The following is a 15880-nucleotide window of genomic DNA, read 5'->3' on the forward strand; positions in this document are numbered from 1 at the left end:
CTATTGATGAAAAAGGCATAAGGAGAGATGAAGAGTGGGGATTGAAGTGAAAAAACGGCTCGTATCGGCTGATAAATATGCGTTAAAATGTCCGAATCCGATGACGCCGGAGTATATTACCATTCATAACACGGCAAACGACGCATCCGCCGCTAATGAAATCAGCTATATGACGGGAAACAGCGAATCAACGAGCTATCATTTTGCGGTTGATGACAAAGAAGTGATCCAGGGAATTCCGTTGGACCGGAATGCCTGGCATTCGGGAGACGGCACGAACGGTACCGGAAACCGAAAGTCGATTGCTATAGAAATCTGTTACAGCAAGTCAGGCGGCGAACGGTACAGAGCCGCAGAAGAACTGGCGATTGCGTTCGCGGCGCAGCTTTTGAAAGAACGGGGCTGGGGGATTGACAGAATCAGAAAGCATCAGGACTGGAACGGAAAGTACTGCCCGCACCGCATTTTGTCTGAAGGCCGCTGGGATGAAGTGAAGGCGAAGATTGAAAAAAAATTAAGCGGGAGTATGCCGGCGAAAAAAGCCTCTATTGCTTCTTCCGCGTCTGAATACCATGTGAAAAAAGGCGACACCTTATCGGAAATCGCCGCATCGCACGGTGTCAGCGTAAAATCGCTGCAAAGCATCAACCATATCACCGATCCGAATCACATTACAGTCGGACAAGTGATCAAGCTCGCTCAGACGGGTTCTTCTTCAAAAAGTCAGGCTGTGTCTTCCTATCCGCTTCCATCCGGTGTGATCAAAGTGACGAAACCGCTGACGAAAGGGACAAACGTAAAACAAGTGCAAAACGCTTTATCCGCTCTTTATTTTTATCCCGATAAAGGAGCAAAAAATCATGGGGCGGACGGCGTTTACGGTCCGAAAACGGCAAATGCCGTAAAACGTTTTCAATCCGTCAGCGGATTAACGGCAGACGGAATTTACGGCCCGAAAACGAAGGCGAAAATTGAAGAAAAACTGTAATCAATAAAACGGAAGCCCCCCGGGCTTCCGTTTCTTCTTACATACAAACTGCTGCAAGGGCCTTTTGAATATCATAAATGCTTTCATCTTTTTTAAACTGCTTTGAGACAGCGGGAAGCTCCGCGCCTGAAATCCAAATTTTCAGCTCTGAATCAAGGTCAAAGCGGCCGGCAGTTTCTACGCTGAATCTGGAAATGCTCTTGTACGGAATGGATTGAATCTCCGTTTTCTTCCCTGTGAGTCCCTGTTTATCAACAAGAATAAGACGCTTATCCGTAAAGACAATGATATCTCGGACAAGCTTAAATGCGGCGTTGACATTCTCACCTTCCAGCAGAATACGAGCCAGTTCTGCTTTTGCTTCAGCCGTCGATATTGTCGACGCATTGCCCAGCAATCCATTGATGAACCCCATGATATATCCCCCCCCTGATACGTATTCTATCAAATCATACTATAAAAAGGTTTCCATTCCCAGGTGAGTAGAGTAAACTGGTGCTGACTGGAAAAGGAGAGCATGTTACACATGAAAGATAGATATGATAATTTCGCAGCCCTATCTGCTGCTGAATCGGAATACAGAATTATTTATGAAGAAAAAGAGGGAAGTAAATGTATCGTCCTCGCTCCCCACGGCGGCAGGATTGAGCCGGGTGTCAGTGAGCTGGTGCGGGCATTTTCTGACCAAAGCTCAATTTATTTATTTGAAGGAACGAAGCGGTGCGATAACCGTTCTCTCCATTTGACAAGCACACGCTTTGACGAACCCCTGGCTTTAGAAAAAGTGACCGCCCATCATTACGGATTGGCTTTTCATGGGTATCATGATCTGAAAAAGGCAAATACACTCGTCGGGGGCGCGGATCTGGAAAAAGCAAGACTGATTTGTGATCTGCTGCGTGAAGCGGGGTTTGATGCCGAGCTGACAGAGAAGAATGATCGGCTGGCAGGTGTAAACCCCGGCAACATTGTCAATCGGACAAAAAGGAAAATGGGGTTGCAATTGGAAGTGAGCACGGCGCAGAGACACGCGCTGTTCAGCAATTTTGGCTGCCGGGGAGAAAAATATACGCCAACCGATCTGTTTTTTCGGTATGTAGAAGCCGTGAAGGCCGGTTTTTATGATAAATGAACAGGGGGCCCGTTCTTACATTCATTGAAGCTATGCGGCGCAAGAAGTGCGTGGCGGGCAGCACGGTGGGAACAGCGTCATGATGCAAAAAACCTTTCCTGCGATTTAAAATGCCGACACTCTGGCGGCGGAGTATCGCTAATTTTCAATAAAATACGGCGTTTTTTCTTCAGCGGCATGCAAGTGTGTCTGTCCGCTTTCATAATACACATTCGGCCGCTTGTCGGATAACAGACAAGCGAGCCGCTTCTGAAATTGAATACCTGCTTTACGCCGTTCAAACAGCTCCAGCCTTTTTTCCGCAAATGATGCCGTCACCCGGAAAGCGGCTGCGATTAAAATAACGGCATGGCTTCTCCGTTGGGGAAGCTCCATGTTTAACAGCATAAAGGTCGGCACACAGAAGTGGTACATAAAATGGTTGGCCTGAAATTCCTGCAGTTCCCTGAACAGCTTGTTCATATGAAAATGGTTGCCGGTATGCTTCAGTACATGGCACAGTTCGTGCGCAAAATCCTGCCATTGCTCTTCGGGTGACTTTTTTTGATTCAGGACGATGCTGTACATGCCGTCCCGCTTCAGCATCATACTGTGCGTATCTTCAAAATGAATCCAAATGTCAAGCTCCTTGGCAATCATCTGCATATCAATATGGAGAGGGGCGGTCATTCCCATGCGGCAATATAAGTTTTTGACGTATTCCTCAAGATGTGTTAAAAAATCGCCCAATTGAATACACCCTTTCGAACATATGTTCTTTTTTAAGCGAGAAAGAAAAGCCCTGATCGGACTTTGAATCAATTCCCTTTTCTTTTAAAAATAAACATTCAGCTTTTATATCGGCTGAACGTTAAGCAGTTTAAAGGAAAAGAGCGGATTATTTATGTTTCGGCCTGCGGTTTTTCTCTTTTTCTTTTAAATAATTAATGAATTCAATGGCCTGCTGTTTGCTCTCCGGGGAAAAGTCCTGCATGTCCCGATATGCGATCTGCAGGTCGGGATCGGCAAACATGTCTTCATCTGAAGGTTCTTTTCCGGTTAACAAATAATCAGTCGACACTTTGAAATAATCCGCAAGCTTTTGCAGCGTGTCGTAATCGGGTTCAGATCGGCCGTTTTCATAATGAGAATATCTGGCGCGCGAGACACCGATATGATTTGCGACTTCTTCCTGCGTTTTCTTTCCTCTGAGACTCTTTAATCTTCCGCCTATCATCCGAATGACCTCTCTTTTTTCAACACCCTAAGTTACTTATGATTATAGATACAAAATGTATCAAAATAAAGAGATGATAAAAAAAGTATCAAAAAGGTCTTGATGATACGAAATGTATCGTATATAATCAACATCATAAGGATACGAAATGTATCAATATACGATAAAAAATTGATCAGGAGGGTGAGAGATGCAGCCGATAATCATCCGTTTCAGCAGCAATCCGGCTGACCAGAGATGTTTAGGAAAAGCAGGCGGTTCGATATCTTTTACCGCTTGCGGACTTCCGGTATTCCGATTTGATAACCGATTGCAGTATGAACGCTATATAGGTCTGAAGACAAACGGAGACGTCCCTTATGAATCGTAAAAGCTACCCGTTTTTCATCTATTCCGGATTATTGAATTCAGAACATTATGACAAAATAGGGTCCGCCATTTGGCTGTTTTTATGGTTCATCAGCTCAACGACAAAGGAACACGTAAAAGACGGTGTAAAGTGGGGGATCGTCCTTGGTCATAAGCCCGTAAAAGCAAGAGAGATGGCCGATGTATTTGCCGTCAGCGAAAAAACCGTCAGACGGTGGCTTGAGGTTTTGGAACAGCATGAATATATCAAAACCGTCCGCGCCCCTTACGGACTCATCGTCTCCGTAAAGCACTCGAAAAGATTCACGCCGAAAAAGACATTGACCCGCCCGGAAGCAACTGACCGGACAATATCGGCGGATCACCGGGACAAAAATGTCCGGAGAGAAATAGATATAACAAAAAATCATACTGCTGAAGAAACGATTAACGACATTGCCGCCCATTTTATCAGATTAAGGTCTGCACAGGAGGGGCGGAGCGTATACCCGTCGCCCCGGGATTATCAGGCCATCGCCCGTATTGTTTCCCTCGGTGCGTCAGCACAAGAAGCAATCAAATGGCTCGGCGAATGCTTTACCGCTTTTGAACAGCGGCGCACATCTTCAGCTGAAACGATCAAGGCTTTCAGCTATTGCGCCAAGTATATGGAAGACCGCTTGAATGCACGAATTGCGGGAAGGACAATCACAACAAAAAAAGAGAGGAATACGATACATGACAAAACGAACGATCGAGCAGATACTGGCCGACCTGAAAAACGGAAAACGTCCATTACTGGCGGACAGACCGGAAGAATCAGACGAAAGCCGCTTTGACTGTCCGCTCTGTAAAGATCAGGGCGGTTATCTCAAAAACCAGCTGGGAATGGATGTGTGGGTTAAGTGCCGCTGCGCCGCCGAACGAAAAGCAGAGCGCATCCTCAGCGCAAGTGAGATTACAGGCGCCTTTCGGAAGCTGGATTTCAAAGGATTTATCACGCGGGGCAAGCCTCAGGCAGTCGTCGACGCATATGAGTGCGCCCTTGAATATGTTGAAAACTTCGACAAGATTAAAAACTGCCGGAAAAACAGCATTGCCCTTTTAGGGCGTCCGGGGTCGGGAAAAACCCATCTTTTGACCGCTCTCAGCAATTATGTCATGAGACAGAAGCAGACACCCGTGCTGTATTTTCCTTTTGTGGAGGGATTTACGGATTTAAAAAATGATTTTGATCTGCTTGATGCAAAGCTTGGCCGTATGAAACAGGCGGATGTGCTTTTTATTGACGATCTGTTCAAACCGCTGAACGGAAAACCCCGGGCGACCGATTGGCAGATTGAACAAATGTACGCCGTCGTGAATTACCGCTATTTAAATCATAAGCCGGTTCTTATCTCGAGCGAGCTGGCCTGTGACGGACTGGTGCAGGTTGATGAAGCCTTGGGCACAAGAATTTATGAGATGTGCAGCGATTATTTAGTCATCATTAATGGCAATTCATTTGACGTAAACCACAGATTAGAGGGGGCGAGATAATGTGTAAGCTGTGCGGGCCGAAGAAGGTCATTGTGACGGAAACGGGTTTCGGCGCTGTCTTTCACCCTTGCCCGAACTGCAAAACAGGCACTGATTTAACGCCGGTCATTAAACGTCTTGAGCGAATGGTTCAAGACGCAAAAGCGAGGCTTGATGCACGTGTATAAATATATTAAATGGCTTTTTTGCCTGCTGTTCAGGGCGAAACGGATAGAAAAGCAAATTGAAGCATGGCATGAGGCTGATGGAAAGTGAGGATAACCATTGCAAGAAAAACACAGCCCCGCTCCATGGCGGGCCGTACACAGCGGAGAAGAAAAACCCATTTACATTTATTCCGCTTACAGCGAAGCGGATAAAGAGAAGTTCCCTTATTCAAACGGAAGGCTCATCGCGGCCGTTTTCAACTTAAGTTCATACTCTCAGCAGATCAACGCGGCATTGATGGCAAAGGCCCCGGAACTTTTTGAGGCGGCCGAAACGGCTCTCCGCCTGCTCCGGGGAGAAAGTTCTGAAGAAAAAGAAGCGTTCATAAATGAGCTCGGAAGCCTCATACATGAAGTAAACATCCTGAAAAAAACGGAGGACGTAAAACATGAATCCTAAAAAACTGACCGACATTGAACATACAACATTACAAAGCCAGCTGGAAGAAGGCAAGGTGCGGGTCATCATTGTAGACGGACTGAAGAAGGAAGCATGGCTCGCCGAAGCGCCGGAGCACGGCAAAACGCTTGTCGAAACGAGAAAAGGAGATCTGGCCCGGGTCGAATATGAAATCGGCTTTAAATTGAATTAAAAACAGAATACGTCCAAGACGGAAAGCCTGCGGACACTGATCAATCGCGTACATGCTGCGCATTGGTTGGTGTCCTTTTTTTGTTCCGAAAAAGAGGAGGATCTGCATGGAAGACTTACTATTTGAATATAAACGCACGCTGAAAGAGACGAAAAAGTGGTACAAGCAGCTGGAGGAAGCCGATGAAACGGTGCTTACTTCAGAAGAACTGAAAGATAAAAAAATCATCAGAACGATCATTACAGATGTGGAATATGTCATCGAATGGCTTGAAAAAGGCCGGCAGCCCGGCATAAGAAGAGCGATAGACCGAAGAGACGCTTATCAGAGAATGCTGATTAAAGATCCGAGAATCATAGAAACCTATTCGCAGGCGCTGATGTTTGAACCGTCCGCAAATGTGACTGAAGAAGACAGAATCAGACTGCGGGACGCATTAGCCGTTTTAACGGATAGAGAAAAAGAAATGCTGCTGCTCCACAAAGCGGAATGCTTTTCATATGAACGGATCGCCGCCTTGCTGAACGTAAAGAAATCAACCGTACAGACGACGGTCAAACGGGCGCTTCTGAAAATTCAAAAACAGCAGGAACAAAGAAATCAATCGCCTGCTTCATAAGTTGTCATACGTTTGCCACCTAGAAGTGAACAGACGATCACAAAAAGCGGCCCGATTAGAAGCCGCTTTTTATTATAGACAATCATGTCGGAGGTGGCGGTGATGCCGTAGCATGAAAAACGCAAAAAGAAAACAGGCATTTACAATCTATCAGTCTCATAAAGGCCGCATCACAAATCGCGCCCTTGCCGGCAAATCAGGCGTATCCGCAAGAACGATCGGCAGATGGAAAAAAGAAGGGCGCTGGGACGAGGCGCTTCATAAGAACGCGGAAAGCGGCGGAAAAAACACCCCGGGCGAAGGTGATGAGTTAAACGAACGCCAGCGGCTGTTTTGTCTTTATTATGTGAAAAGCTTTAACGCCACCCAATCTGCGATAAAAGCCGGGTATTCACCGGAAAGCGCGCATGTGACGGGAAGCAGGCTGTTAAAAAACGAAAAAGTCGCCAAAGAAATCAGCCGCATGAAAAAGGAAATGGTCAATAAAGTGTTTGTCGAAGCAATGGACGTTCTTCAAGTCTATGTGAAAATCGCTTTCGCCGACATTACCGATTATGTAACCTTCGGAAAAAAAGAGGTTCAGGCCTTCGGAAAATCAGGGCCGCTCTTTGACGAAAATGATAAGCCGATTATGCAGGAAATCAGCTACGTTGACGTTAAAGATTCGCACCTTCTGGACGGAACCATCGTCACAGAAGCAAAACTCGGAAAAGAGGGCATTGCAATAAAGCTTGCCGACAAGATGAAGGCTCTTGAAAAGCTGTCCTTGTACTTTGACCTTTTCCCCGATCAATTTAAACAAAAAATCGAAAATGAAAAATTAAAGCTGGCACAGCAGAAGATGGAAAAAACAGAAGACAGCCAAAAGCCGATTGACATTGTCATTACGCGGAAAGAGGAACGGTCATGATTGAAAAAGCGGTCAACCCGCGCTTTGAAGATTATTTGTTCAATTGGAATGAAACGTACCAATTTCTCGTCGGAGGCTACGGCTCGTCAAAAAGCTATCATACCGCGCTGAAAATCATCCTGAAGCTGCTTCGTGAAAAGCGGACGGCGCTTGTCGTGCGGGAAGTTTTCGATACGCACAGAGATTCTACTTTTGCCTTGTTTGAAGATATTATCGGGGAGCTTGAGCTGGGACATGCCGTAAAGGCCGTGTCTTCACCGATGCAGCTGAGATTTTCAAACGGAAGCCGGATTATGTTTAAAGGGATGGACAACCCGGCCAAATTGAAATCCATTCATCATATTTCACTGATTTGGATTGAAGAATGCTCTGAAGTGAAGTATGAAGGCTTTAAGGAGCTGATCGGGCGTCTGCGCCATCCCGAGCTTTCGCTTCATATGATATGCACCACAAATCCCGTCGGCACCTCCAATTGGACGTACCGGCATTTTTTTCGTGATGAGCAAAAAAAACGCTTCGTATTGGATGATCAGACGCTGTATGAAAAAGGCACCGTCGTTAAGGGAGATACGTATTACCACCACTCCACAGCGTGCGATAATCTGTTTTTGCCGAAAAGCTATATAAAGCAGCTGGACAGTTTACGGCATTACGATCCCGATTTATACCGGATCGCCCGCAAAGGACAGTTCGGCGTCAACGGCATCCGCGTGTTTCCGCAGTTTCAGGTCATGGAGCACAACGAAGTAACGGAGCGGATTGCTTCCATCAGGCGCCCCCTGTTTCGGACCGGCATGGATTTCGGTTTTGAAGAGTCATACAATGCGGTCATCCGGCTTGCCGTCGATCCGGATCAAAAAGAGCTTTATATTTTCTGGGAGTATTACAAAAACAAAATGACCGATGATCAGACAGCTGAGGAGCTTCAGGAATTGGCGGATCAAAAAGAGCTGATCAAAGCGGATTCGGCTGAGCCGAAAAGCATCCAATATTTTCGCAGGCAGGGCTTTTGCATGGTTGCGGCCAAAAAGTTTCCGGGCTCAAGACTTCAGTATACAAAAAAACTGAAACGGTTCAAACACATCTATTGCTCAGACAGCTGTCAACATACGATCCGCGAATTACAGAACTTAACGTACGCAAAAAACAAAAACGGCGCTCTGTCGGAAGATGAGTTTTCAATTGATCCCCACACACTTTCAGCCATTTGGTATGCGCTGGATGACTATGACGCGGCGGATCTGAAAGATGCATCACAAAAACGAAGACGTCCGAATCGGGAAAGGAGGAGGTAGGCGTTGCCGAACTATCAAAACGTTAGAGCCACCGTCTTTAAATCAAAAATGGCCGCGCCGCAGGCAAGGCAGATGAACGAAGATCAATTTGCCGATCTGTACGGCGAAGACATCATTTCACCGCCCTATAATCTCATTGAACTGAAAACAATCGCCGAATACTCGACGATTCTTCAGCAGTGCATTGACGCGTATCGGGTCAATATTACGGGTTTTGGGTTTGATGTGGAATATACCTTTGATGTAAATAGCCCAGATTGCTCCCCGTCAAAAAAGGCCCGGGCCGAAAAAAACTGGATGAAGCTGGAGAGCTTTTACAAATGTCTTCATTTTGATGAATCGGCCGAGACGATCCTCGGATATGCGATAGAAGACCGTGAAAAAACGGGCAACGGTTTTCTCGAAGTGCTTCGGGACGGGGCGGGAAAACCAGCGGGGATTGAATATCTGGATGTGAAACATATGCGCGTGTGCGGTGTGACTGATCCCGTTGAAGTTATATTTTCTTATGAAGAAAACGGCGCATCCAAAACGATTAAAAGGCAAAAACGGTTTCGTAAATATGTTCAGATGCTGAACGGTAGGAAAGTGTTTTTTAAGGAATACGGCGACCCCCGCATGATGGACATGAGAACCGGCGAATACGTAAAGACCCTGTCTGAAGAATACCGGGCAAATGAAGCCATTCACTTAAAAATCGGCAGCGGCACTTACGGAATTCCGCGCTGGGTCGGCAATATCGTCAATCTATACGGCGCCCGGAAAGCGGAAGAACTGAATTTTATGTATTTCAAGCAGGGCCGTCACGTGCCGGCCGCCATTACGGTTGAAAACGGCATGCTGTCAGAAGCATCGTACAAAGAACTCCAGGATTATATGAATGACCTGGAAGGGGTGGAAAATGCCCACAAATTTCTGCTGATTGAGGCGGAAGGCATTGCGAAGGAAAAAGACCTTCACGGAGGCGAAGACATTACGCCCGTGTCTGTGGAAATTAAATCACTTGCGGAAATTCTGCAGGATGATGCGCTGTTTCTTGAATATGACGACAAAAGCAGAAATAAACTCCGCTCCGCTTTCCGTCTCCCGCCGCTTTATACGGGCGAGGCGCAGGAATACAACAAAGCCACCGCCGATACGGCACGGAAAATAACGGAGGAGCAGGTGTTTCAGCCGGAGCGGAAAACGCTGATTAATAAGCTCAACACGTTATTTTTGCCTGAACTGGGTCTCCACGATGTACAGCTTACATTAAAAGGGCCTGATTTTCGCGATCCGCTTGAAATTGCGAAGGTGCTTACACCATTTATTTCCGCCGGCGCGGTCTCTCCTAATGACCTCCGTGATCTGGCCGGAAGAGTGCTCGGCAAGACGCTTGAGGAGTGGCCTGAAGAGTACTACAGCCGGCCGGTGCTGAAAGGGAAAAAGGAGCAATCCTGAAAGGGGGTGAAAACATCTCGTGCCGAGAGAATTGAGAAATGCCGTCATCAGTTTTGTGAGCTATGTCGATAAGGCGGCGAACCAAACGGAATTCTTTTTTACAAAATCAGCCGGAGGCCTTCCGTCATTTGAAAAAAAGGTGCAGGTGTTTACAAAAAGCGAATCGGATGAGCAGAAGCTTGTTTACGGCATCGTTTACGAGCCGGATGTCCCGGATGCCCATGGCGATTATATGACGGCTGAAGAGATTGAAAAGGCCGCTCACGGTTTTTTGGCGGACGCCCGCAACATCGATACAAATCATAATTTTGAAGGCGGGACCGGCGAGGTGGTGGAGTCGTACGTCGCCCCGGATGACTTTGAAATCGGGAATGCTGTGATCCGGAAAGGATCTTGGGTGCTTGTCACCAAAGCTTCCGATGAAGTATGGGATCAGATTAAAGCCGGTATCATTACGGGCTACAGCATGGCGGGAACCGCTGACGTTTACGAAAAGCCGGCAGAAAAGCAAGCCGGCTTATTCGGCGCGGTCAAGCAATTTCTCGACCGTGACCGCAAATCAAGAAACCGCAAAGGAGAGGACTTGAACAAGATGAGAAAAGAAGACGTTAGAGAATCGATTGAGCACGCGCTGCACCCGCTTTTAAAGCGGCTTGACAGCTTGGACCAAAACACGGAAGACAAAGACGGGGCGGCTGCGCCGTCTGATGAAGAAAAGCTGAAAACGCTTGTTGAGGACATGCTCGCGCCGATTATTAAACGCATTGAAGCGCTTGAAAAAGTAAGAGGCGCATCAAAGCAGCCGGAAGAAGAGACGGGCGGCCAAGAGCCTGTTAAAAAATCCATTTGGAGCGGACTGCTTTAAGCCCAGTCAGAAGGAGGAACTGTAGAGTGAGAAATCAAGATATCATCAGAAAGGCGGAAATGTCACTTTCCGCTTTAAAAAGCGGCGGTTTAATGAACCCCGCACAAGCTTCAGCATTTATCCGCATGGTGCAGAACACGCCGACCATTTTCAGCGAATCGCGTGTGATTCAAATGGAAAATGACTCGCAGAAATTTGAAAAAATCGGTTTCGGACAGCGTATTCTGCGTGCCGCTGAGGAAGGAAAAGCCTTAACTGACGATCAGCTGACCGTCCCGGCAACAAGTACGGTGCAGCTGAATACGAAAGAAGTCATTGCGGAAATTAATATCACCTATGACACGCTTGAAAATAATATTGAAAAAGACGGCCTGCAGCAGACGATCATGCAGATTTTGGCGGAGCGGGCGGCAGTCGATATTGAGGAGCTTGTCGTAAACGGCGATACATCTTCTTCTGATCCGTACTTGGCACAGCTTGACGGAATCCGTAAGCAGACTGTATCTCACGTCATTGACGGAAACGGGGAAGAGCTGTCCAGAGCCACATTTAAAAAAGGCTTAAAAGCCATTCCGGCTAAATATTTGCGCTTGCCTCAGGAATTCAGATTTTACACATCTCAAGGCATGGAGATTGAATGGAAAGACCGTGTGGCTGACCGTCAGACCAATCTGGGGGATCTTGCGGTGCAGGGCGGTTTGTCTTCAGCATTCGGCGTTCCGGTCAAAGGAGTGTCCAATCTGCAGCCGTACTCGGTCGGAGAAGGTGACTCCCAATACGATGCGTCTGACATCATTTTGACTCACCCAAAAAATATCATTCTCGGTTTTTCACGGAATATCCGAATCGAAGTAGATAAAGATATTCGCAGCCGCAAATTTATTATCGTACTGACGGCTAAACTTGACAGCAAATTTGAAGAAGAAGATGCAAGCGCCAAAATCGTAAACGTTAAAGAATAAGACGGGGGTGGCAGTTATGTTAATTCAGCCGTCTGACGTTGTTTCATATTCAGTTTATGATCAAGTCAAAAACAGGCCGGAGCCGCTTCTAATACAGGACATTCTGGAGGCGGAGGCGGAAGCGGCCAGAATGGCGGGGCATTCGTTCACTGACCCTATTTACTCACCGCTTCCCGAAAAGATTAAGCTTGCGTTATTAAAGCTTTCTCAATATTTTGCGCTGATCAACCAGAATGAAGCAGCCGCTTCCGCCTATCAATCTGAAAAGATAGGCGACTACTCGTATACGGTGGCAGGTGAAGGCGGAATCAGAAAACCGGCGGTGCACCATCTGCTCTGTGAATATATCACGCCGGGTTATTCCCCGGTTTCTGCAATCGCAAAGGTGAGACCTTTATGAGCTACGAACGGCTGCTCACTGACAGATGCGATATTTATCATGAGACGGTGTCAGTTCCGAAGGCCGGACGCTTCGGGATTCCCGCCGAAAAGCTCCAGCCTGTCTTTTCTTATCCGGAAGTGCCCGATGCTGAAGACGTGCCGTGTCTGTTTGTTGAAAAACAGCAGCAGCTTATTCAGCTTGCGCCTGATCATAAGGTATATCAGCGGTTTCTCGTTCATTTTCCGAAAGAGGCCGCTGTGCGTGTCAATGACAAAATCATTTGGGAAGGACAGACGTATATTCTGGAAATGCCGAAGAAAGCAAGACAGCACCATTGGGAGGTTATCGCTGTGAGAGATGACAGACTATGAACATAAAAAACCTTGAACAATGGAATCGGTCGCTGCAAAAGGCATCATCCGGAGAATTTGCCCGTCAGGCAGGCGAATGGCTGGAACAGTCAGGAGAGGATTTTCTCGACATGGTACGGGAGGAGCTTATTCATTCGGGAGGAATTGATACAGAAAACCTGCTGTCTTCTTTCCGAAAAGGAGCGCAGGATCATGTATGGATCATTGAAAACGGGGGACTGACCCTTGAAATCGGCACCAATGTAGAGTATGCCTCATTCATAAATGACGGACATTGGACCGTCTCAGATGAAAATGTCAGATGGGTGCCCGGATATTTTCAAGGCTCCCGGTTCATCTATGATCCGTCAGCTTCAACGGGAATGGCGCTCAAAAAACAGTGGATCAGCGGGAATGGGTTTTGGGACAAAGCCCTTCTTTTGTATGAAACACTCTTCGCCGAATCGCTGGACAAGCGTTTCAATCAGTGGCTTAACACGTTGGGGGGAGATATCGGATGAATCGCGAAACCGGTTCAATCGCCGCTTTTTTGTATCAGCAGTGCGGCGTGCCCGTATATGAAAATGAACTGCCTGAACAATTTCAGGTGCCGTCACTATACATTCCGCCCCCGTATGTTTTTGACGAGAATGACACAGTCTCCACCTTTAAGAAGACATACAGTCTGAATGTGAAGCTGTTCCATGCCGACTCGGTGCAGGCGCTCTATGCAGCCGACCGGATCGCCGATGCGGTGAGAGAATCAAGACAGCTGATTCCGCTGCTTACGGAATCAGGGGAGGATACCGGTGATTTCGTCCGCATCAGCCGTATCGAAACAAGAGTCGGAGACAAAGGCGAGGCAGTGATCACAATCCGCTGGACGAGCCGCTACTACTATCAGAAACAAACATCTCCCGCACTGCGGGATGTGGACATTAACAGCGGGGTGAAAGAAAAGTGAAACAATATAAAAAGAAAAACGCCGCAGCGGCGGAACGAGCGGTTCTTTATGACACGGCGGATTTAACAAAGCACGCGAAGGAGCTTTTCGGCGTAAAACCCGAGATTCTCCAGGGTGCTTTATTCGGCGTGAAGCAAAAACAAATGACAAAAGCGCAAGCTAAGTCTTACATTGAAGCATTTTTAACCAAGGAGGTCATGCAATAATGAACGGCGGAACATTTACGCAAGGAAAAGAAAAAGAACGTGCCGGGATCTATTTTAACTTTAAAACAACCGCCCAGGAGCGGGTATCGATCGGTGAACGCGGGATTGTCGCCCTTCCCGTCGCATCCGGGTGGGGGGAAGCGAAAACATTCGTTTCCATTTCAAGCATTGAAGATTTGAATAAAAAAGTGGGGCTCAGTATTGAAGATCCGTCACTGATTCTGCTTCGTGAGGCGAAAAAGAAAGCAAAAACCGTTTTGATGTACCGTCTGACAGAGGGAATCAGAGCGAGCGCCGATCTTTCACAAGGTGTTAAAGCAACCGCTTTGTACGGCGGTTCAAAAGGAAATGACATCATCATCCGCATCAGTGAAAACGTCCTTGATCAGACCGCTTTCGATGTGACCACTTACATGGATGAAGCGGAAGTTGACAAACAAACGGTGAAAAAAGCCGAAGAATTAAAAGCAAACGGCTATGTCACATTCACGGGAACGGGCGAACTGTCGGCTTCCATCCCGCTGACAGGCACTGAGGAAGAATCCGGGGAAACGTTAAACCCGCAGGCAGGCATCCGTCTCGCGGGCGGAACTGATAAAGCACCGGTCAACTCAGACTATACGGATTTTTTAGCTGCTGCTGAAACGGAGAATTTCGATGTCATCGCTCTTCCTGTCGCGGAAAACGATCAGCTGAAAGCGACATTTGCCGCATTCATTAAACGCCTTCGCGATGCGCAGGGACAGAAAGTGCAAGGGGTGACCGCCCATTACAGCGGGGATTATGAAGGCATTATCAATGTTACTGAAGGTGTGCTGCTGGAAGACGGAACCGAGATTAAAGCTGAAGATGCGACCGCCTGGGTGGCAGGCGCAAGTGCCAGCGCCGCATTTAATCAATCCTTAACATTCGTTGAATACGAAGGCGCCGTCGATGTGCTGCACCGCCTGACTCATGATGAAGTGATCGGACGTCTTTCCAAAGGTGAATTCCTTTTCTCTTATGATGCCCGTGATAAGTCAGTCAGCGTTGAAAAAGATATCAACTCATTGGTGACATTTACGGCAGAGAAAAACAAAAAGTTCGCGAAAAACAAAATCGTCCGTGTGCTTGATGCGGTGAATAACGATTTGACAAGAGAACTGAAAGCCTTAATTAAATCGAAAAAAGGCACGGGCAGCGATCTTCCTGCGACAAATGACGGCCTTCAATTCGTCAAAACGATGATCATTCAATATTTGACTACGCTTCAGGATGCGGGCGGCATCGCAAATTTTGACTCAGATACAGACATTACAATCGGGCTGAATGAAGACCGCGACGGCTTTTTAATCGATCTCGCCGTACAGCCTGTGGATGCGGCAGAAAAATTCTACTTTAACGTGGAGGTAAACTAAGATGGCATTAAAAGCGCAAAACACGATTTCAGGAAAAGAAGGCCGTTTATTTCTCGACGGAGAAGAGATGGCGCATATTAAAACGTTTGAAGCAAACGTGGAAAAAAACAAATCAGAAGTAAACATCATGGGCCGCCGCATGACGGGACATAAAACAACAGGCGCCAACGGAACGGGCACGGCAACATTCTATAAGGTCACATCCAAATTCGCAGTCCTTATGATGGATTACGTCAAAAAAGGCAGCGACCCGTATTTTACGCTGCAAGCCGTTCTTGATGACAAATCATCGGGCCGCGGAACAGAACGCGTCACTCTGTATGACGTCAACTTTGATTCTGCAAAAATCGCCGGCCTGGACGTAGACTCAGAAGCACTCGAAGAAGAAGTGCCGTTTACCTTTGAAGATTTCGATGTGCCGGAAAAGCTTTCTGAAACGTTTTAAGAAAAAATGAAAAAGTATTAAAA

24 protein-coding genes are annotated in these 15880 nt (G+C 47.0%); 21 read left to right on the plus strand and 3 right to left on the minus strand.

Annotated elements, in window-relative coordinates:
• Positions 1–34: 34 nt before the first annotated feature.
• On the plus strand, positions 35–988 hold the full coding sequence (locus tag JNUCC22_RS06305) for an N-acetylmuramoyl-L-alanine amidase (RefSeq protein WP_015417280.1): 954 nt from the start codon (positions 35–37) through the stop codon (positions 986–988).
• A 37-nt stretch (positions 989–1025) separates the two neighbouring features.
• Here JNUCC22_RS06305 and JNUCC22_RS06310 read toward each other — a convergent pair whose 3' ends face one another.
• On the minus strand, positions 1026–1403 hold the full coding sequence (locus JNUCC22_RS06310; protein WP_007610770.1) for a PH domain-containing protein: 378 nt from the start codon (positions 1401–1403) through the stop codon (positions 1026–1028).
• A gap of 111 nt (positions 1404–1514) precedes the next feature.
• Between JNUCC22_RS06310 and JNUCC22_RS06315 the strand changes: the two genes are divergently transcribed.
• Positions 1515–2120: a poly-gamma-glutamate hydrolase family protein gene (locus tag JNUCC22_RS06315; RefSeq protein WP_015239671.1), complete on the plus strand. Its 606-nt coding sequence runs from the start codon at positions 1515–1517 to the stop codon at positions 2118–2120.
• Between the two features lie 138 nt (positions 2121–2258).
• On the opposite strand, the gene JNUCC22_RS06320 is transcribed toward JNUCC22_RS06315, so the two are convergent.
• Both JNUCC22_RS06320 and xre read right to left on the minus strand, forming a co-directional pair.
• Positions 2259–2849, minus strand: a complete 591-nt coding sequence (locus JNUCC22_RS06320; protein ID WP_007610775.1) for an ImmA/IrrE family metallo-endopeptidase — start codon at positions 2847–2849, stop codon at positions 2259–2261.
• A 148-nt stretch (positions 2850–2997) separates the two neighbouring features.
• Positions 2998–3336 (minus strand): HTH-type transcriptional regulator Xre, encoded by a 339-nt coding sequence (gene xre, locus JNUCC22_RS06325; protein ID WP_003154871.1) that lies wholly within the window; start codon positions 3334–3336, stop codon positions 2998–3000.
• 190 nt (positions 3337–3526) lie between these two features.
• Here xre and JNUCC22_RS06330 point away from each other — a divergent pair, with 190 nt between their 5' ends.
• The 19 genes from JNUCC22_RS06330 to JNUCC22_RS06420 all read left to right on the plus strand — a co-directional run bounded on the left by JNUCC22_RS06330 (position 3527) and on the right by JNUCC22_RS06420 (position 15857).
• Entirely contained in the window at positions 3527–3706 is a 180-nt protein-coding gene (locus tag JNUCC22_RS06330; protein WP_007407285.1) for a hypothetical protein, read from the plus strand.
• Positions 3696–4523, plus strand: coding sequence for a hypothetical protein (locus JNUCC22_RS06335; protein WP_025284603.1), 828 nt, complete (start codon positions 3696–3698; stop codon positions 4521–4523). The genes JNUCC22_RS06330 and JNUCC22_RS06335 overlap by 11 nt, the downstream gene beginning before the upstream one ends.
• Positions 4423–5223 carry an ATP-binding protein gene (locus JNUCC22_RS06340; RefSeq protein ID WP_014417520.1) on the plus strand — a complete coding sequence of 267 codons (801 nt, stop codon included), beginning with the start codon at positions 4423–4425 and terminating at the stop codon, positions 5221–5223. The genes JNUCC22_RS06335 and JNUCC22_RS06340 overlap by 101 nt, the downstream gene beginning before the upstream one ends.
• Complete coding sequence (locus JNUCC22_RS06345) at positions 5223–5390, plus strand: hypothetical protein (protein WP_003154863.1); 168 nt, start codon at positions 5223–5225, stop codon at positions 5388–5390. The genes JNUCC22_RS06340 and JNUCC22_RS06345 overlap by 1 nt, the downstream gene beginning before the upstream one ends.
• Positions 5391–5487: 97 nt before the next feature.
• Complete coding sequence (locus tag JNUCC22_RS06350) at positions 5488–5829, plus strand: hypothetical protein (RefSeq protein WP_015239676.1); 342 nt, start codon at positions 5488–5490, stop codon at positions 5827–5829.
• A complete protein-coding gene (locus tag JNUCC22_RS06355) occupies positions 5819–6022 on the plus strand; it encodes an XtrA/YqaO family protein (protein ID WP_007407280.1) in 204 nt (67 codons plus the stop codon). Before JNUCC22_RS06350 ends, JNUCC22_RS06355 begins: the two co-directional genes overlap by 11 nt.
• 106 nt (positions 6023–6128) lie before the next feature.
• Entirely contained in the window at positions 6129–6641 is a 513-nt protein-coding gene (locus tag JNUCC22_RS06360) for a sigma-70 family RNA polymerase sigma factor (protein ID WP_012117362.1), read from the plus strand.
• Positions 6642–6753: 112 nt separating this feature from the next.
• Positions 6754–7551 carry a terminase small subunit gene (locus JNUCC22_RS06365; RefSeq protein WP_025284604.1) on the plus strand — a complete coding sequence of 266 codons (798 nt, stop codon included), beginning with the start codon at positions 6754–6756 and terminating at the stop codon, positions 7549–7551.
• Positions 7548–8846, plus strand: a complete 1299-nt coding sequence (locus tag JNUCC22_RS06370) for a PBSX family phage terminase large subunit (RefSeq protein ID WP_032866117.1) — start codon at positions 7548–7550, stop codon at positions 8844–8846. The genes JNUCC22_RS06365 and JNUCC22_RS06370 overlap by 4 nt, the downstream gene beginning before the upstream one ends.
• Before the next feature lie 48 nt (positions 8847–8894).
• On the plus strand, positions 8895–10286 hold the full coding sequence (locus JNUCC22_RS06375) for a phage portal protein (protein WP_108725297.1): 1392 nt from the start codon (positions 8895–8897) through the stop codon (positions 10284–10286).
• A gap of 19 nt (positions 10287–10305) precedes the next feature.
• The gene (locus JNUCC22_RS06380; RefSeq protein WP_015239679.1) at positions 10306–11151 is read left to right on the plus strand and encodes an XkdF-like putative serine protease domain-containing protein; all 846 of its coding nucleotides are present in this window, start codon (positions 10306–10308) and stop codon (positions 11149–11151) included.
• A 26-nt stretch (positions 11152–11177) separates the two neighbouring features.
• Positions 11178–12113: a phage major capsid protein gene (locus JNUCC22_RS06385; RefSeq protein ID WP_007407274.1), complete on the plus strand. Its 936-nt coding sequence runs from the start codon at positions 11178–11180 to the stop codon at positions 12111–12113.
• Positions 12114–12129: 16 nt separating this feature from the next.
• Positions 12130–12513, plus strand: a complete 384-nt coding sequence (locus JNUCC22_RS06390; RefSeq protein ID WP_015239680.1) for a protein YqbG — start codon at positions 12130–12132, stop codon at positions 12511–12513.
• A complete protein-coding gene (locus JNUCC22_RS06395; protein WP_020955684.1) occupies positions 12510–12866 on the plus strand; it encodes a DUF3599 family protein in 357 nt (118 codons plus the stop codon). The genes JNUCC22_RS06390 and JNUCC22_RS06395 overlap by 4 nt, the downstream gene beginning before the upstream one ends.
• Positions 12863–13366 carry an HK97 gp10 family phage protein gene (locus JNUCC22_RS06400; protein WP_020955685.1) on the plus strand — a complete coding sequence of 168 codons (504 nt, stop codon included), beginning with the start codon at positions 12863–12865 and terminating at the stop codon, positions 13364–13366. Before JNUCC22_RS06395 ends, JNUCC22_RS06400 begins: the two co-directional genes overlap by 4 nt.
• Positions 13363–13809, plus strand: a complete 447-nt coding sequence (locus JNUCC22_RS06405) for a hypothetical protein (RefSeq protein WP_007407270.1) — start codon at positions 13363–13365, stop codon at positions 13807–13809. The genes JNUCC22_RS06400 and JNUCC22_RS06405 overlap by 4 nt, the downstream gene beginning before the upstream one ends.
• Entirely contained in the window at positions 13806–14015 is a 210-nt protein-coding gene (locus tag JNUCC22_RS06410; RefSeq protein ID WP_007407269.1) for a YqzN/YkzM domain-containing protein, read from the plus strand. The genes JNUCC22_RS06405 and JNUCC22_RS06410 overlap by 4 nt, the downstream gene beginning before the upstream one ends.
• Positions 14015–15412 (plus strand): phage tail sheath family protein, encoded by a 1398-nt coding sequence (locus JNUCC22_RS06415; RefSeq protein ID WP_039062945.1) that lies wholly within the window; start codon positions 14015–14017, stop codon positions 15410–15412. Before JNUCC22_RS06410 ends, JNUCC22_RS06415 begins: the two co-directional genes overlap by 1 nt.
• A 1-nt stretch (position 15413) precedes the next feature.
• Positions 15414–15857, plus strand: coding sequence for a phage tail tube protein (locus JNUCC22_RS06420; RefSeq protein ID WP_003154837.1), 444 nt, complete (start codon positions 15414–15416; stop codon positions 15855–15857).
• The last annotated feature ends 23 nt before the right edge of the window (positions 15858–15880 follow it).

This window comes from Bacillus sp. JNUCC-22 (genome assembly GCF_018861275.1).
Taxonomy (GTDB): Bacteria; Bacillota; Bacilli; order Bacillales; family Bacillaceae; genus Bacillus; species Bacillus velezensis.

Coding starts and splice junctions, on each gene's coding strand:
- JNUCC22_RS06355 (WP_007407280.1), top strand. CDS start 5,819: ATGAATCCTAAAAAACTGACCGACATTGAACATACAACATTACAAAGC.
- JNUCC22_RS06400 (WP_020955685.1), top strand. CDS start 12,863: ATGAACATAAAAAACCTTGAACAATGGAATCGGTCGCTGCAAAAGGCA.
- JNUCC22_RS06395 (WP_020955684.1), top strand. CDS start 12,510: ATGAGCTACGAACGGCTGCTCACTGACAGATGCGATATTTATCATGAG.
- JNUCC22_RS06375 (WP_108725297.1), top strand. CDS start 8,895: ATGGCCGCGCCGCAGGCAAGGCAGATGAACGAAGATCAATTTGCCGAT.
- JNUCC22_RS06330 (WP_007407285.1), top strand. CDS start 3,527: ATGCAGCCGATAATCATCCGTTTCAGCAGCAATCCGGCTGACCAGAGA.
- JNUCC22_RS06345 (WP_003154863.1), top strand. CDS start 5,223: ATGTGTAAGCTGTGCGGGCCGAAGAAGGTCATTGTGACGGAAACGGGT.
- JNUCC22_RS06415 (WP_039062945.1), top strand. CDS start 14,015: ATGAACGGCGGAACATTTACGCAAGGAAAAGAAAAAGAACGTGCCGGG.
- JNUCC22_RS06310 (WP_007610770.1), bottom strand. CDS start 1,403: ATGGGGTTCATCAATGGATTGCTGGGCAATGCGTCGACAATATCGACG.
- xre (WP_003154871.1), bottom strand. CDS start 3,336: ATGATAGGCGGAAGATTAAAGAGTCTCAGAGGAAAGAAAACGCAGGAA.
- JNUCC22_RS06340 (WP_014417520.1), top strand. CDS start 4,423: ATGACAAAACGAACGATCGAGCAGATACTGGCCGACCTGAAAAACGGA.
- JNUCC22_RS06390 (WP_015239680.1), top strand. CDS start 12,130: ATGTTAATTCAGCCGTCTGACGTTGTTTCATATTCAGTTTATGATCAA.
- JNUCC22_RS06335 (WP_025284603.1), top strand. CDS start 3,696: ATGAATCGTAAAAGCTACCCGTTTTTCATCTATTCCGGATTATTGAAT.
- JNUCC22_RS06360 (WP_012117362.1), top strand. CDS start 6,129: ATGGAAGACTTACTATTTGAATATAAACGCACGCTGAAAGAGACGAAA.
- JNUCC22_RS06370 (WP_032866117.1), top strand. CDS start 7,548: ATGATTGAAAAAGCGGTCAACCCGCGCTTTGAAGATTATTTGTTCAAT.
- JNUCC22_RS06315 (WP_015239671.1), top strand. CDS start 1,515: ATGAAAGATAGATATGATAATTTCGCAGCCCTATCTGCTGCTGAATCG.
- JNUCC22_RS06405 (WP_007407270.1), top strand. CDS start 13,363: ATGAATCGCGAAACCGGTTCAATCGCCGCTTTTTTGTATCAGCAGTGC.
- JNUCC22_RS06420 (WP_003154837.1), top strand. CDS start 15,414: ATGGCATTAAAAGCGCAAAACACGATTTCAGGAAAAGAAGGCCGTTTA.
- JNUCC22_RS06365 (WP_025284604.1), top strand. CDS start 6,754: ATGAAAAACGCAAAAAGAAAACAGGCATTTACAATCTATCAGTCTCAT.